Here is a 15,147-nt window from a genome sequence, read left to right on the forward strand (position 1 = left end):
ACCCCTTTCTGAACGGTTATTCAGTTTAAGTATAAAGGGTTTACATGGAAATGTCCTGCAAATTTGAAACATTTCGGCTTTACTGCCGTATATAAAGGTGGAAAGGGGATATGAATGATGACTTTATCGATTAGAAACGCAACAAAACAATTTGGCGATTTTACAGCTGTAGACGATATCTCCCTCGATGTAGCCGAAGGGCAGATGCACGGCTTTCTTGGCGCGAACGGGGCTGGCAAGACGACGACCTTCCGCATGGCGCTCGGGCTCCTTACGCCGACACAAGGCGAGGTGTTGTGGCAGGGCCGCCGGATCAGTTATGCAGACAGCCCGGACATCGGTTATTTACCGGAAGAGCGCGGCTTGTATCCGAAGATGAAAGTACAGGACCAGCTCGTCTATTTGGCACGGCTGCGGCGCATGGATAAAAAACAGGCGGAGCAAGGCGCAAAGGATTGGCTGGAGCGCTTTGAAGTGCCTCATTACGCCAATAAAAAAGTGGAAGAATTATCGAAAGGCAATCAGCAGAAAATCCAGTTGATCGCGTCTCTATTACATAACCCAAAACTATTGATTTTGGACGAGCCGTTTTCCGGGCTGGATCCTGTCAATGTGGAAATGCTGAAAAAAGCGATACTCGATTTTCAAAGACAAGGGGCAACCATTGTGTTCTCCAGCCACCGCATGGACCATGTCGAAGAATTATGCGACGACATGAGCATCTTGGACAAAGGCAAACTTGTCGTCCACGGATCGATACGGGAAGTGAAGCGCACATTCGGCAAACAGAACGTCCGCATCCACACAGATGCCGATATCACCTCGCTTGGCGAATTGCCAGGCGTCGAGAAATTTACCGCTCAGCGCAACGGCGGCGTGTTCCGCATTGCCGATGAAGCGGTCGGCCAAAACTTACTCGCCCGTGCCTTAGAGCTCGGCCCTGTGCGCCAGTTTGCTTTGGAAGAGCCGAGCCTCGAAGAGATTTTCATTGAAAAGGTGGGGCGTGCCCATGTATAGTTTCTGGATCATTTTCAAACAGGCATTCAAAACGAAAGCGATGACGAAATCGTTCATGATCACCACGCTGGTCGTTGTCGCTTCATTTTTCCTGCTGGCCAATCTGCCGTCGATCATCGAGTCATTCGATGGAGATGATGGTTCACAGCAAACGCTTCAAGTGGTGGATGAAACAGGACAGTATACTGAAGCCTTGCAAGCCCAGCTCGACCAGCAAGACAGCGCCATTCAATTAGAAGCGAGCGAACTTTCTGAAGAACAATTGAGGGTGGATATGGAAGCAGGTGAAATGGACGCTTTTCTTATTATCGAAGGCGCTGATGGAATCACTGCCCGTTATGTAGTGGAGTCCGCAACTGAATCGGCTCAGGCGGCAGAACTTGAAAACGCCCTCCAGAGCTTACAGACAGCAAGGGTAGCCGAGCAGCTGGAGCTGGAAGAAACGGAGCTTGCCCAGTTGTTTGCGCCAGTTGAAATGGAGCGTGAAGCGCTTGCCGAATCCTCCAAATCTCAGGAAGAATTAAGCCAAGCGCGCGGCCTTGTCTATATTTTGATTATGGTCATCTATATCGCGGTCATTTACTATCCGAATATGATCGCCATGGAAGTAGCGAACGAAAATCTTCGCGCGTCATGGAAATTTTGATTTCCAGCGTCTCACCGGTCAAGCATATGTTTGCGAAGATTGCAGGCATCGGCTCGCTCGGCATTTTGCAGATGATGATTTTTGCACTTGCCGGATATTTGGCGATCCAAAGTTCAGGATCGGATCTGACCGAAGGCGTATTTAGCGTCATGGGCTTTTCTGAAGTGAAATTCAGCACGTTCTTCTACGCTATTCTGTTCTTTTTGCTGGGCTATTTCCTTTATGCCGTGCTCGCGGCGTTGCTCGGCTCGCTCGTTAGCCGGACAGAGGATGTCCAGCAATTGATGCTGCCGATGATGATTTTGATCATCATTGCCTCATTCATCGCTTTCTCCGGCATCTCCATGCCGGAAGCGGGTTATGTAACGGTCGCTTCCTATATCCCGTTTTTCGCGCCACTCGTCATGTTCCTGCGTGTCGGCCTGCTCGATATTCCGTTATGGGAACCACTTTTGTCCATTGCGATCATGCTGTTGACGATTGGCATACTTGGCTGGTTCGGCGCCCGCGTTTATCGCGGTGGCGTCCTGATGTACGGCTCATCGCAATCACTGAAAGATATCCGCCGGGCGATCAAGCTTGGCAACGAAAAATAATGAAGATGCTGCTTGCGGGAAGTTTCCGCAGGCAGTTTTTTTTCGCCCGCGAAAATGGTAAGATAAGAACAAATATTCGCTTTTGAAAAGGGGATCACGATGGCAAGCATTCGATTTATCCACAGCGCCGACCTGCATCTCGGCAGCCCGTTCAGCGGCATGAAAGGGCTCGGCAGCGAGCAATGGAAAAAGCTGCAGAACAGCACATTGGCCGCTTTTGAACGGTTGATTTCCTACACGCTTGAAACGCGGCCTGATTTTTTATTGATTGTCGGGGACGTCTACGACGGGGAAGACCGCAACTTGCGCGCACAGCATCGTTTTCAGCAAGGCATGGAGCAATTAGACGAAGCGGGCATCCCGGTTTTTTTGAGTCATGGCAACCACGATCATTTAAGTGGGGGTGCGGCTAGTTTTGAATTGCCGTCAAATGTCCATGTCTTTCAGGACAGTGTAGAAAATATGACGCTGCAAGTGGGCGGCGCAACGGTGAAAATTGCCGGATTCAGCTACGGCCGCCGTCATGTAACGGAATCGATGATTGAACATTATCCAAGCAAAGAATCAGGCGTCATCCAGATCGGCATGCTCCATGGCTCTGAGGAAAACGATACCGAGCACGCCGTATACGCGCCATTCCGCAAAGAGCAATTGCTAGCCAAAAACTACGATTATTGGGCGCTCGGCCATATCCATAAACGGCAGCAGTTATCGACGGATCCACCAATTGTTTATCCCGGGAATCTGCAAGGGCGCCACAGGAAAGAATCCGGCCCTAAAGGTTTTTATGACGTCGTGCTGACGGATGGCCATGCCGATCTGAAATTCATTGCGGCAGAAGCGGTGCGCTTTGATCGAATCAGTGTCGATTGCAGCAGTGTCCAGCATATGAATGAATTATTCAGCATTGTCAAAGAGCAGCTCGAAGCGCATGATGCTGAGGCACTCGTGGCGGAACTGGAGCTCCAAAATCTGGACGAAGCAACGATCTATATGCTTGAAGATATCCCGAATGCAGAGCTCGTGTATGCTTTGGGTGAAGCGCTTAGTGAGGGGGAAGATTTCCTTCATATATCTAAGGTATACCTGGACAGGAATGCCCTCTCAGCGGAATTATCGCCTTTTGGCAAACAGCTCGCCAGCCGTCTGGCGCACTGGGAGTCGGGCGACTGGAAACAGGCATTGAAGGAGCTTTACAACCATCCGAAAAGCGGGCGTTTCCTGCCGCAGTTGAACGACGGGCTGCAGGAGGAACTGCGGGCGGAAGCGGAAGCGAAGATCCGCAAGATGATGGCATTGGAGGACCAGCGATGAAACTTGAAAAACTGATTATTTACGGTTTTGGCCGCCACGAAAACAGGACCATCGAGCTGAACAAAAACCGATGGCCGTATTCTACGGAATGAATGAAGCAGGCAAAACGACCATCCAGCAATTTGTCTTGCAGATGCTGTTTGGCTTTTCGGCACGCAACCAGCCGCATAAACGCTACGAACCGAAAGCGGGCGGCAAATACGGCGGCCAGCTGCAGCTGAGCGATCCCATTTATGGCCGTGTCGTGATCGAGCGGACAGCCGGTAAATCGGCAGGCGATGTGACGGTCTGGTTTGAAGACGGGCGCCGCGGAGGCGAGACAGAACTGGCGGAGCTATTAAGAGGATATGACAGAGCCTCCTATGAAGCGATTTATTCGTTCTCTGTCCATGAACTCCAAGATCTCGACCAAATGACTGAACAGGAGCTGACGCGCACGCTGTTGTCCTCCGGGACTGCCGGTGTCGACCATGCTGGGAAAATGGAAAGCCAGCTCGAACGCGAAATGGGCGAGTTGTTTAAGAAAGCTGGTAAGTTGCCGCTAATCAACCGTTTGACCGAAGAGTTGCGGGAACTTGAAATGGAGTTGCGTGAATACAAGCTGCGCGCGGATACCTTCCGTCCGGCAACAGAGCGGCTGGAGCACATCAAAAAGCGATTGGCCGAGCTGGGCCAAGCTGAAAGCATGCTCGTTCAAGACATGAAGGAAGCGGAAAAATGGCAGCAAGCAGCACCGCTATTAGCGCGAAAACAACAACTCGAGCGCTTGGCGGAAAACGGCCCGGTGAATTTTCCGGAATCGGGCATCCGTCAGTATGAACGATTGCTCGACCAGAAAAATGAATTACAGGCCGAAGCTGCCTTTCTGGAAAATGAAATAGGCCGGTTAGAGCCGGCCGGCGAGCTGCCTGGAACAGATTCGATGGCGGATCTGCTCGGGCGCGAAGCCGAATGGCATCAGATAAATTCTTCCTTGAAAGTGAAACAAGAAGAGCTCAGCCGATTACAGGATGAACTTGGCTGCCTATTGAAATTATGCGGCATGAACAAAGAGCAGGCACTCCTCTCGGATGCCTCGCTTGAACAGGAAGAGCGATTGAAGATCGTATTGGATGCGCTGCAAACCGCTGAACAAGAACAAGCTTTCGGGCAGCGCCGATTGGAAGAAGAACGGCAACGGCTGTCAGAAGCTGAATACGCTTTAAAGCAATACCTTGCAGCAGAGCCGCCCGAAGAACAGCGGCGGCGCGCAGAACAATGGGCCGACATCGAGCCGCAGCTGACGCTCGCTAAAGCGCAGCAAAAACGGCAAGCGGGAACGGCTGCCAATAACCGTCTTGCCCAATTTCTGTTAGGGGCTATCGGAATTGCCGGCTTGATCATCGCTGTGGTTTCTGCAGACGCTTTTACGGGGCTTCTTGCGGCCATGGCGCTCGGCGCATCGGTGTGGCTCTGGCTGCGTGACAGGAAATCACCAAAAGGCAGCACGGATGATCTAGTGGAACGCTACGGCGGGCAGGAAGCGGAATACGAAGCTTTGCTCATCAAGCTAGCGGAATACGATAAAGGGCTTGATGAACGTTTTGACGCCATCGAGGCAAGCAAGCGGAAAATTGCTGCGCTGCCGCAGACAGACAGCAGCCGGGAACTGCAGCAATATCGGGGATTGTTGATATCGCTCGGTTTTCCGGAAGAAACCTCACGCGTTACCGTCCTCACGTTATTCGATAAATTGCGGGATGTGCATGCAGCTTCTAGCCGGCTGGATCGCATTACGGAAGAAATCGGGAAATTGGAAAGCGAACAACAGGCGTGGCTGGGACAGGCGCAGGAGGCATGCGGCAAGCCTGCAAGTGCAAGCAATGTCATCAGCGTGCTTCGTGCGGAATGGGAAGCCCGCCAGCAGAAACTCCAGCACGCCGGAAAAATCCGCGAAAAAAACCAGCAGCTGGCGGAACAATCCAGAAAATGTGCCGAGCGATTGGCCAAGCTTTCCGAAGCGATGGATGAGCTATTCAAAAGGGCGGCAGTGGAAGATGAGGATTCGTTTTACCGCGCTGCCAAACTGTCGGAACAAGCAAGGTCTGCACAGGAACAATTGCAAATGGTCCTGTCGCAGCTTTCTGCCATCGGAGAAGTGGAAAAACCTGCTGCGCTCGGTGATGCAGAAGAGGGCACAGAACAATTTCTCGAGCGTTCGCAGCAACAACTGGATGAATTACAGGATGAACGCCAGTCATTATGGGAAGAGCAAGCAGAAAAGCTTCAGTTGACGAGGCATTTATTGTCGGACGAAGGGCATTCGATGAAACTTCAGGAACTGGAAGCGAAAAAAGCGGAGTTCCAGGACGCGGCCAAGGAATGGGCTGTCAACCGCGCGATCGTCGAGGTGTTCAAGCAGACGATGGATGAATTGAAAGAGACGAAGCTGCCGGCAGTGCTAAAGCTTTCGGAATCGTACTTCACTCAATTGACGGGCGGCGAGTATGTGCGTTTGCTGCTCAGTCAGGAAGGGAATTTTGAAGCGCTGCGGAAAGATGGCTTGCGCTTCCGCGTCATCGAGCTCAGCCAAGCGACAAAAGAGCAGGCATACTTGGCATTGCGTTTTGCACTGGCATCTTCTTTGAAGGAATCCCATCCGTTTCCGATCATCATGGATGACCCGTTTGTCCATTTTGATCGCCGAAGAAGCCAGCAAGTGATAAAATTAGTGGAAGAGCTGCAGGCAGACCATCAGTTCATTTATTTCACATGCCACGAAGCGATGAGGCAAGCTTGGCCAAGTGCCCAGCAAATCGACGTGGCGAATCCTGAAAGGAGCATCCAAGCATGACAAAAGGAATTACAACCCGCGCTGTCGGGGAGACAGTCGATGATTTTCTTCTGATCAAACAATCGGTCAAAGGCGTCACGACGACCGGCAACCCATTCATTTCACTCGTTCTGCAAGACAAGAGCGGAGACATCGAGGCAAAGTTATGGGACACGAAAGACGAACATGAACGGATGTATGCGGCAGAAACGATTGTCAGAGTCGGCGGGGAAATCCATAATTACCGCGGCAAAAACCAACTGCGCATTAAAAGCATCCGCCCGGCAAAGCCGGAGGAGAACTTGACGATTGCCGAGTTTCTGCCTTCGGCGTCACAAAGTGCAGATGAATTGCACGAAGAAGTGACAAAATTCCTGTTCGAGATGGAAAACCCACAAATTCAGCGCATCACGCGCCATATTCTGAAGAAATACCAGCAGCAATTCCTGACCTTCCCGGCCGCGACGCGCAATCACCACGATTATGTGTCAGGCCTTGCAGATCATGTTGTCTCGATGCTCAAGCTCGGGAAAGCGATTTGTGAAGTGTATCCGAGCCTGGATAAGGATTTATTGTATTCCGGAATCATTCTCCACGATATCGGCAAAGTCTTTGAACTTTCAGGGCCGGTTGCAACTACTTATACCGTAGAAGGCAATTTGCTCGGCCATATCTCGATCATGGTGACCGAAATCGCAAAAGCTGCGGAAGAGCTCGGCATCGAAGGGGAAGAAGTCATGATCCTCCAACATATCGTCTTGTCGCATCACGGCAAGGAAGAATGGGGAAGCCCGAAAAAACCGATGGTGAAAGAGGCGGAAATCCTTCATTATATCGACAATATCGATGCGAAAATGATGATGCTCGACCGTGTGCTCGGAAAAACGAAAGAAGGCGAGTTCTCGGAACGCGTTTTCGCACTCGACAACCGCTCATTCTACAAGCCGAAACTATAAAGCAGAAATACACAAAAACCCCCGACAAAGATGTCGGGGGTTTTGCTTTGCTTATTCAGCCGGAGTTTCTTCCGTCTCTTCTTCAGTTGGGGCTCCTTCTTCAGTAGCTGGTTCCGTATTGAGGATTTCATCCAATGCGCCTTCAAGTTCTTCATCTTTGATGTCGATATTCGCTTCTTCCATTAAAGCTGCGACTTTCGGGAGCAGCGTGGATTGATCTGCATTGGCCATGGCGATTTCAGAACGCAAAGCTTCGCGTTGGTCTTCAAGCGGCTCCTGTCCTTCGACTTCACGGGTTTCGGTCACTTGGATAATGTGGAAACCGTGCTGGGATTGGACAGGTTCGCTGATTTCATCGACTTCAAGCGAATAAGCCGCGTCTTCGAATTCAGGAACCATGGCGCCTGTGCCGAACCAGTCAAGGGAACCGCCGTTAGCGGCAGAGCCTGGGTCTGTGGAATGTTCTTCCGCTAGTTCAGCGAAATCTGCACCTTCGTCAAGTTCCGCTTTCAATTCGTTGGCTGTTTCTTCATCCGCAACCAGGATATGGCGCGCATTCAGTTCAGTTCCTTGGCGCTCGTATTGTTCTTCGATTTCTTCATCCGTTACTTCGACGTCTTCTGTCAACGCTTTTTCCTGAAGCAAGTTCAGGCGGATGACTTTTTTATAGCTTTCTTCTGTATGGTTGTTCTGAGCGAGAAATTGTTCGAAGTTTTCGCCCATCTCTTCTTTATTGCTCTCAAGCTCCGCTTCAACTTCTTCATCTGAAACTTCGTAGTTTGCACCCAATACTTTTTCAATCATCAGGATTTGGATGGCTTGATCGCCGACAGAGGTTTTCATCTCTTCGTATAGTTCTTCTTTTGTCACATCTCCCGCATCGGAAGTGACGAGCACTTCGCTATCGGAACCATTGTCGCTGCATGCGGAAAGTGCAAGAACCGCTGCCGCGATGGAAAGGGTAAAGGCTGATTTCTTCATCAATGTTCGCTCCTAACTTTCTTTCAATCTAAGTTGAATTTATAGGTGTGGGCTGTTGATTTTCCGCAAAAGGATGATTGCCGCGAGCATTGTGCAGCGGGCTATTTTTGCGTTTATTTTCAATAGATGCCGTAGTTACTATATCATAAACGAATGAAAAAATAAAAAGTTCCAAAAAATTGCGAATCCGTTAAAGAGTAGGAGGCTTGTGGCTGATTCCATAGAAAAAGCACTTGCTCGGGCAAGTGCTTACGGGGTGAATTCAACCCCGACATATAATGAAACGAGCAGGATTAGAATTAGTATGTTAATGGTACGAAAAATCTTTTCATGGTTTTCTTCGGGAATTTCCCGGGATGTAACAAGTGCTAATGTCATCCGATTGATCTGGAATAGATAAAATACGGAGAACATTACGACGAATGCGACTATCATGAGTTTCCTCCCCTCTGACCTTAACTCCCATTATAGCAAAATGGAAAGAAAAAAGCAGGTCAGGCAATTGGCTGCGGCACCAGGATCTCAAATCCAGTATCCGTTTCTTCAATGAGTGCGTGCCGCGGCGAGCGCGCCAAATTACGGATGTAGATCAAATCCGTAACGGACAAAGCGCTATGGTACGCAAGCAAAATGGCGAAATAATGGCTATAGGCCGGCCAAATGATGCTCAGCGCGATAATGGTCGTGTTGATGACCGCAAATGGTGCCACAAGCGCCAGCATGAAGCGTGATTTCCGGACCGGTTCTTTGATATACAAAGAAATCGTCGGGCACAGCTTCAATTGTTTGCGCATGCTGATTTTCAAGCATTTGCGGCTTCCGAGCAAAGGCAGAAGATGCAAAAGTTTATGGATAGGGTAGATCGCCAGCATTCCGATCATGAACAGCAAAAAGTTCTGGTCGGATAACGGGTCGGCATACATGATGGCCAGCAGCATGTAATAGCTGGTGAAAACCCCGGCGCCGATCAGCGCGGAAATGAAGAACAGGCGGTCAGAACCGTATTGTTTTTTGACGTTGATTGTTTTCCAGCAATGCATATGCGTATCTCCCATTGATGTATAGTGTTGTTGAGCCGATACATACAATACAACGTTTCCTGGGGGAATGCAAGCTTCTTCAGCGAAAATTTTTGCCGTGTTTTTCAGGCGTTTTTATTCTCGGTTAAAACGTGGTTTTCCTCATTGAAACGGTTCTCGATGTTTTTGAATGAAGCTTCGAAAATCTCCATGAAATCATCGCCGTAAATATTGCGGATGATCGCCATGACATCCATGAACTCGGGGAATTTCCCGTATAGATTGCGCAGTGGGAGGGAACCGTCGATGACCGAGTGGGGCGTGTCGTGATAGCGTTCGATCATCTCCTGCATCAACTCTTCGCCTTTTTGCGTCAATTCTACATATGTATTGCGTTTGTCGGTATCGCGTTTCGAGAAGGACAGCAATTCGCGTTCTTCAAGTTTTTCGAAAATTGAATGCCGTAGAGACGTGCATGACCCCGAATTTTGCCACGTCGGAAATAGAGGCTCCTTTCAAATGGTAGGAAATCCATAAAATGTGATGTTCATTAATATTCAGGTCATAAGGTTTTATCCACATCTGCCAATCTTTCTCCACTGCTTTCCATAATGCTTTCGATAATTGCCCAATTCTTTGGCTGTACAGCATAGCTTCTTTCATTGTATATTCTTTGTCATTCACACGAGCACCAACTTTCACCGGGAATATTTTCTTTATTATAGCAATAAAGCAAAGTGAATTAAAGTGAGAATAGTAAAATAATTTAGTCAAAAAAAAACAACCTGACCAATGATGGTCAAGCTGTCTCGGAATCGTCGTCATCTTCCGCTTTTTTCTGGTCGATTTTCGTCGGTTTGTCTTTTTTCTTCTCTTCTTCGTCTTTATCTTTGCTGATCGCCGCCTGCAGCTGCTCGATGGAATTCTGGATCGCTTTGATCTCGAGCTGCAAATGTTCTTTCGCTGGCGCTGTGCCTTCCTGCCATGATTGGAGGGATGCTTTCAAGCCATCCATCGCTTCAGGGACTTGTGTTTTCGATTCTTCCGTCAAATGGTTGATCGATTCCTTCAATTCATTGATGCGGGCTTTCAGCTCGTTCATCGATTCTTTCCATTCCGAGCCGCTTGATTTGATGGAAGTGCGCATTTCCTCACCGGATTTCGGAGTGGAGAGGATGGCTGTAACGGCACCGGCAATTAGACCGGCACCCAAGCCGGCAAAAAAATTCGTAACTTTCATAAGTGTAAGCGCTCCTTTCGTCGTCTATCTTTCTTTTCCTTTATTTCACTTAATTAAAACATGGAATGAATGGCTATTCAATAAAAAATACCTTTCCCTGTGAAAGGGAAAGGTATTTTAGCATTAGCGGACGTTGGCGGTTGTGGCATTTTGGAAGTTCGAGCGCTTCATGAGCCCTGTGACGATTGGGAACATGACCGCAAAGGCAACGCCGTTCATGATGGTCGCCGGAACGACTACCGTTGCAAGCAGGAGCGTGAACGGAATATCGGCGCCTAGGATGAAGATGGCGGCCGACAGGAAAATGGTTCCTGACAGCACCGTTCCGAAAGCAGCGAGCGCAATGCCAACCGGCAGCTTGGCCGCATGCTTTTTCAATAATGTCACAAGCGCGAAAAAGACGAATGCGGTGACGAATTTATCGATGATATTCGGGAAAAAGCCTCCCGGAAAGCTTGAAAACAATCCGGAAATAATTCCGGTAGTGACAGCGAGCAAAAAGACGCTTTTCACGTCACGGAATAGCAGTATGCCGATAAACATCATCGTCAGCATAAAGTCGGGTTTCATCCCGCCGTTGATGCCCGGGATCATTACGTACAATGTCGCACCGACGCTGACAAGCAGCGCCATTAACACAAGATTTTTCGTATTCATTTCTCATCTCTCCTCAGCTCAAGCTAGTTTCTTTTTCCCGGACGTGCCCTCGTGGCCGCCGGCGAAAAACGTATTACGATCTTATCTCGTGCAGCACAGAAAATCAAGCCTCAGAGGCTAGCTTGGTTTTTACCTGTTCAGCAAGCTCCTGGATCTTCTCCGTGGTGTACTCTTTTTCTTTGGTCATCCATTTCGCGCCAAATCCATCGCTTGCGCCGTAGCGCGGGATGAAATGCAGATGGAAATGGAACACGCTTTGCCCGGCTTTTGGCCCGTTGTTGTTCAATAAATTCATGCCTTCCGGTTCGAAGGTCTCTTTGATGGCGCTGGCAATCTTCGGCGCCACGCTGAACAACTGGCCCGCTTCTTCCGGCGTCATATCGTAAACAAACTCGCGATGGGTTTTCGGAATCAGCAGCGTATGCCCTTTTGACAAAGGCATGATGTCCATAAAGGCGTAGACATGCTCATCTTCGTACACTTTGACGCTCGGGATTTCTCCTGCAATGATTTTGCAAAAAATGCAATTGCTCATAAACTCATCCTTTCTGTAAGGGGTTGGCCGTTCTTTTTTCAGTTTACCATATTCAGTGAGCGAGTCATTCTACATTTCAACTGGTCCCGACCGGGTTCATAAAGCGTCCCATTTCCCGAAAGAATTCGCCACGCAGTTTTGATACAATAGTAAACGAAGAAAGAGGTGTTGAAAGTGGCAATATTGGAAGTAGAAAATTTAACGGGCGGATATACGCGAAAGCCCGTGTTAAAAGACGTAAGTTTTTCTATAGAAAAAGGTGAATTGGTCGGCTTGATTGGCTTGAACGGAGCAGGGAAGAGTACAACCATCAAGCATATCATCGGCATCATGCAGCCAAAATCCGGGACGATCCGACTCAATGGCCGGACGTTCGGGGAAGACATTGACGCTTACCGTTCCGCTTTTTCCTATATTCCGGAAACGCCTGTGCTGTATGAGGAATTGACCTTGCGCGAACATCTCGAACTGACGGCGATGGCTTATGGCTTAGAACAAGAGGTGTTCGAACAGCGTTCCGCAGCTTTATTGAAGGAATTCCGCATGGAGAAGCGGCTGAAATGGTTTCCGTCCCATTTCTCAAAAGGGATGCGCCAGAAAGTCATGATCATGAGTGCATTTCTAGTCGACCCGGATTTGTACATCATCGATGAACCTTTCGTCGGGCTCGACCCGCTCGGCATCAAATCGCTTCTCGACCAGATGGAACAGCAAAAGCGCAGCGGCGCATCAGTGCTCATGTCGACCCATATCCTGTCGACTGCAGAACGCTATTGCGACCGTATCATTCTGCTCCACAACGGGCGCGTGCGGGCAATCGGCACGATGCCGGAGTTGCGCCAGGCATTCGGCATGCCAGATGCCTCACTCGATGATTTGTATATTGCGATGACCGAGGATGACGATAATGAAGAACCTGCATGAAGTATGGGACAAGCGGCTCCGTCGCTATACCGCTGAAGTCCAGAATTATTTAAAATTCATCGTCACCGGCCATATTGCGGTCGTCATGTTGTTCGCCATCGGGGCGGCCGGGTATGCCTATAGCGAATGGGTGCAAAATGTCCCGCCCGAATTTCCGGCAGCGCTATTGATGGCAGTATTGTTCGGGGCGCTATTGTCCTACAGCCCGCCGGTAACTTTATTGAAACAGGCGGACGGGGTGTATTTACTCCCTCTTGAAAGCCGGCTTGATGAATATTTGAAACCGGCACTTCGCTGGACTTATGTGTCGCAGCTGTATTTGCCGATTGTCGTATTTATCGTCTCCTTGCCGCTCATCAACGCCTTATACGGCTTGCCTTCGTCTTATTTGATCGGGTTTCCGATTCTATTGCTGCTTGTGAAATGGTGGAATGTCAGGAGCGAATTCCACTGGCGAAAAGCAAGCGATGGCCATAAGGTATGGCTCGAGCGCGCGGTCCGCTTTCTGCTCGTTGCCGGGTTTGCCTGGTCGTATGTCGATGGATGGATTGTTGTTTCGGCCGTCTTTTTGTTCGCGATGATTTTCTACGGCAAATGGCTGGAGCGCCGTGCTGCGGGAAAAGCATTCCCCTATGGGCATTTCATCGAATTGGAAGAGAACCGCATGCTGCGCTTTTATCAGTTCGCCAATTATTTCACCGACGTCCCGCATTTGAAAGGGAAGGTGAGGGAACGCAGATGGCTTAACCCGGTTTACCGGCTGATCAAGAGCAAGGCTTCGAATGCCCATTTGTATTTAGTGAGCCGGACGTTCATTCGTTCCGATGAATTGTTCTTTCTATGGGTTCGTTTGACGCTGATCATCCTGGTCGGCGCTTGGCTCATCCCGTTCCAAATCGCAATTGCTTTATTTGCTGGGGCATTGGCGTTCGCTTCAACGATCCAATTATGGCAAGGCTTGAATCAGTCTCAGCATTTCCGCATGGACCAATTATTCCCGCTTAGCACGCATAGCCGTGAAAAAGCGGTATGGAATTGGGTGCTCGCGGTCCAGATGATCCAGGCTGCAGCGGCATTGGTCTTGTTGCTAGCACTCGGACAGTTTGCGACAGCGCTACTTGTCGCGGCAGTCGTTGCAGTCGTTTCTGTTGTGACGCTTGCAGGAGCCAGAAGAAAGTCAGCACAGCTCAAAAAACGATAATAACCATAAAAGGGCTGGAGAAAATTTTCATTTTCTCCAGCCCTTTTGCTATGTCATTTATTCGTGGCAAGTGACTGCGGCTTTGCCAAGCGTTTTTGCGGCAATCAGCATCGCTTCTTCTTTAAAGTCGAATTTCGGGTGGTGGTGGGGATAGACTTCACCGTCCGGCATCGCGCCTGTGAAGAAGAATGTGCCCGGAATCTCTTCGAGGTAATAGGCGAAATCCTCGCCGCCCATTTGCGGCGGGCAATTGAAGACTTCCTCAACACCCGGCACATCTTCAGCAAGGTCTCTCAGGAATTCGGTTTCCTTTTCGTGAGTGACGACCGGCGGGTAGCCCCGATGGAATTTAAAGTCGATGTCGCTATTAGTCGCGATTGCAGTGCCTTTAGCAACGCGCTCCATTTCCTGCTCCATAAGGGTGCGCGTTTCTTCGGTGAAGGATCTGACTGTTCCGTTCAGTTTCGATTGGTCGGCAATGATATTGAACGGGTTCTCTGCAATGAATGATGCAATCGTCAAAACTGCGGACTCGAGCGGGTCCACACGGCGTGCGACAAGCTGCTGCAGGCTGGTCACGAGCTGTGCGCCTGTTACGACGGCATCGACAGTTTCGTGGGGCATCGCGCCGTGGCCGCCGCGCCCTTGGACAGTGATTTCAAAACGGTCCGCCGCTGCCATGATCGGGCCTGTCCGATAATCGATCCGCCCGAATGGCGTCGTCGACCAAAGATGGGTGCCGAAGATGACATCGACGCCGTCAAGCGCCCCGTCTTCGATCATCGGTTTTGCGCCGCCTGGGGCAAGCTCTTCTGCGTGCTGGTGAATGAGTACATACGTGCCAGGGAGTTCATCGCGCAAGCCGTGGAGGATTTTGCCGAGAACAAGCAAGGTCGCCGTATGGCCGTCATGGCCGCAAGCATGGACCACGTTCGGGACAGTGGATTTATAGCTGGTTTCTTTCTGGTCTTGGATCGGCAGGGCATCGAAATCGGCGCGCAAGGCGACTGTCTTGCCAGGTTGTCCTCCGCGGATAGTCGCGATGACGCCATTGCCTCCGACGCCGTGGCGGATATCGACACCGAGATCTTCATAGAAGTCACGGATGTACTTAGCTGTTTTGGTTTCATGGAATGATGGCTCCGGGTTCATGTGCAAGTGACGGCGGATTTCCACCATCTTTGGGTAGGCGTTATCGAGTTCAGCAAAGATCTTTTCAATCATTGGATCATATCCTTCCTAATTTTCT

The 15,147-nt window shown here is 49.9% G+C and carries 13 protein-coding genes and 2 pseudogenes; 7 read left to right on the forward strand and 8 right to left on the reverse strand.

Annotated features, from left to right (window positions below; all coding sequences use genetic code 11):
* The first annotated feature begins 117 nt into the window (after positions 1–117).
* The 5 genes and pseudogenes from CW734_RS06725 (at position 118) to yhaM (ending at position 7,341) form a co-directional block, all read left to right on the forward strand.
* Complete coding sequence (locus CW734_RS06725; RefSeq protein WP_101189937.1) at positions 118–1,017, forward strand: ABC transporter ATP-binding protein; 900 nt, start codon at positions 118–120, stop codon at positions 1,015–1,017.
* A pseudogene (locus CW734_RS06730) lies at positions 1,010–2,259 on the forward strand (ABC transporter permease). The gene CW734_RS06725 and the pseudogene CW734_RS06730 overlap by 8 nt, the downstream one beginning before the upstream one ends.
* Before the next feature lie 99 nt (positions 2,260–2,358).
* Complete coding sequence (locus tag CW734_RS06735; protein WP_101189938.1) at positions 2,359–3,573, forward strand: metallophosphoesterase family protein; 1,215 nt, start codon at positions 2,359–2,361, stop codon at positions 3,571–3,573.
* Between the two features lie 70 nt (positions 3,574–3,643).
* Complete coding sequence (locus CW734_RS06740) at positions 3,644–6,406, forward strand: AAA family ATPase (protein ID WP_101189939.1); 2,763 nt, start codon at positions 3,644–3,646, stop codon at positions 6,404–6,406.
* Entirely contained in the window at positions 6,403–7,341 is a 939-nt protein-coding gene (gene yhaM, locus CW734_RS06745) for a 3'-5' exoribonuclease YhaM (RefSeq protein ID WP_101189940.1), read from the forward strand. Before CW734_RS06740 ends, yhaM begins: the two co-directional genes overlap by 4 nt.
* A gap of 51 nt (positions 7,342–7,392) precedes the next feature.
* Here the strand turns inward: yhaM and CW734_RS06750 are convergent, their stop codons facing one another.
* The 7 genes and pseudogenes from CW734_RS06750 to CW734_RS06780 all read right to left on the reverse strand — a co-directional run bounded on the left by CW734_RS06750 (position 7,393) and on the right by CW734_RS06780 (position 11,773).
* Positions 7,393–8,322, reverse strand: coding sequence for a peptidylprolyl isomerase (locus CW734_RS06750; protein WP_101189941.1), 930 nt, complete (start codon positions 8,320–8,322; stop codon positions 7,393–7,395).
* Positions 8,323–8,571: 249 nt separating this feature from the next.
* Entirely contained in the window at positions 8,572–8,757 is a 186-nt protein-coding gene (locus CW734_RS18740) for a hypothetical protein (protein ID WP_068868672.1), read from the reverse strand.
* Between the two features lie 59 nt (positions 8,758–8,816).
* On the reverse strand, positions 8,817–9,362 hold the full coding sequence (locus tag CW734_RS06760; RefSeq protein ID WP_101189942.1) for a DUF3267 domain-containing protein: 546 nt from the start codon (positions 9,360–9,362) through the stop codon (positions 8,817–8,819).
* A gap of 104 nt (positions 9,363–9,466) precedes the next feature.
* Positions 9,467–10,004: pseudogene (locus CW734_RS06765) on the reverse strand (HTH-type transcriptional regulator Hpr).
* Between the two features lie 136 nt (positions 10,005–10,140).
* Positions 10,141–10,581: a YtxH domain-containing protein gene (locus CW734_RS06770; protein WP_101189943.1), complete on the reverse strand. Its 441-nt coding sequence runs from the start codon at positions 10,579–10,581 to the stop codon at positions 10,141–10,143.
* A 123-nt stretch (positions 10,582–10,704) separates the two neighbouring features.
* The gene (locus tag CW734_RS06775; protein ID WP_101189944.1) at positions 10,705–11,238 is read right to left on the reverse strand and encodes a tryptophan transporter; all 534 of its coding nucleotides are present in this window, start codon (positions 11,236–11,238) and stop codon (positions 10,705–10,707) included.
* A gap of 103 nt (positions 11,239–11,341) precedes the next feature.
* Positions 11,342–11,773, reverse strand: coding sequence for an HIT family protein (locus tag CW734_RS06780; protein ID WP_101189945.1), 432 nt, complete (start codon positions 11,771–11,773; stop codon positions 11,342–11,344).
* 174 nt (positions 11,774–11,947) lie between these two features.
* Here CW734_RS06780 and CW734_RS06785 point away from each other — a divergent pair, with 174 nt between their 5' ends.
* Positions 11,948–12,697: an ABC transporter ATP-binding protein gene (locus tag CW734_RS06785; protein ID WP_101189946.1), complete on the forward strand. Its 750-nt coding sequence runs from the start codon at positions 11,948–11,950 to the stop codon at positions 12,695–12,697.
* Entirely contained in the window at positions 12,681–13,898 is a 1,218-nt protein-coding gene (locus CW734_RS06790) for an ABC transporter permease (protein WP_101189947.1), read from the forward strand. Before CW734_RS06785 ends, CW734_RS06790 begins: the two co-directional genes overlap by 17 nt.
* Before the next feature lie 57 nt (positions 13,899–13,955).
* On the opposite strand, the gene CW734_RS06795 is transcribed toward CW734_RS06790, so the two are convergent.
* Complete coding sequence (locus CW734_RS06795; RefSeq protein ID WP_101189948.1) at positions 13,956–15,122, reverse strand: M20 metallopeptidase family protein; 1,167 nt, start codon at positions 15,120–15,122, stop codon at positions 13,956–13,958.
* Positions 15,123–15,147: the final 25 nt, after the last annotated feature.

This window comes from Planococcus sp. MB-3u-03 (genome assembly GCF_002833405.1).
Lineage (GTDB): Bacteria > Bacillota > Bacilli > Bacillales_A > Planococcaceae > Planococcus.

Excerpts from the sequence above, each read along its gene's own strand:
- CW734_RS06760 (WP_101189942.1), bottom strand. The coding sequence starts at position 9,362 with ATGCATTGCTGGAAAACAATCAACGTCAAAAAACAATACGGTTCTGAC.
- CW734_RS06740 (WP_101189939.1), top strand. The coding sequence starts at position 3,644 with ATGGCCGTATTCTACGGAATGAATGAAGCAGGCAAAACGACCATCCAG.
- CW734_RS06780 (WP_101189945.1), bottom strand. The coding sequence starts at position 11,773 with ATGAGCAATTGCATTTTTTGCAAAATCATTGCAGGAGAAATCCCGAGC.
- CW734_RS18740 (WP_068868672.1), bottom strand. The coding sequence starts at position 8,757 with ATGATAGTCGCATTCGTCGTAATGTTCTCCGTATTTTATCTATTCCAG.
- CW734_RS06790 (WP_101189947.1), top strand. The coding sequence starts at position 12,681 with ATGAAGAACCTGCATGAAGTATGGGACAAGCGGCTCCGTCGCTATACC.
- CW734_RS06725 (WP_101189937.1), top strand. The coding sequence starts at position 118 with ATGACTTTATCGATTAGAAACGCAACAAAACAATTTGGCGATTTTACA.
- CW734_RS06795 (WP_101189948.1), bottom strand. The coding sequence starts at position 15,122 with ATGATTGAAAAGATCTTTGCTGAACTCGATAACGCCTACCCAAAGATG.
- CW734_RS06775 (WP_101189944.1), bottom strand. The coding sequence starts at position 11,238 with ATGAATACGAAAAATCTTGTGTTAATGGCGCTGCTTGTCAGCGTCGGT.
- yhaM (WP_101189940.1), top strand. The coding sequence starts at position 6,403 with ATGACAAAAGGAATTACAACCCGCGCTGTCGGGGAGACAGTCGATGAT.
- CW734_RS06750 (WP_101189941.1), bottom strand. The coding sequence starts at position 8,322 with ATGAAGAAATCAGCCTTTACCCTTTCCATCGCGGCAGCGGTTCTTGCA.
- CW734_RS06770 (WP_101189943.1), bottom strand. The coding sequence starts at position 10,581 with ATGAAAGTTACGAATTTTTTTGCCGGCTTGGGTGCCGGTCTAATTGCC.
- CW734_RS06735 (WP_101189938.1), top strand. The coding sequence starts at position 2,359 with ATGGCAAGCATTCGATTTATCCACAGCGCCGACCTGCATCTCGGCAGC.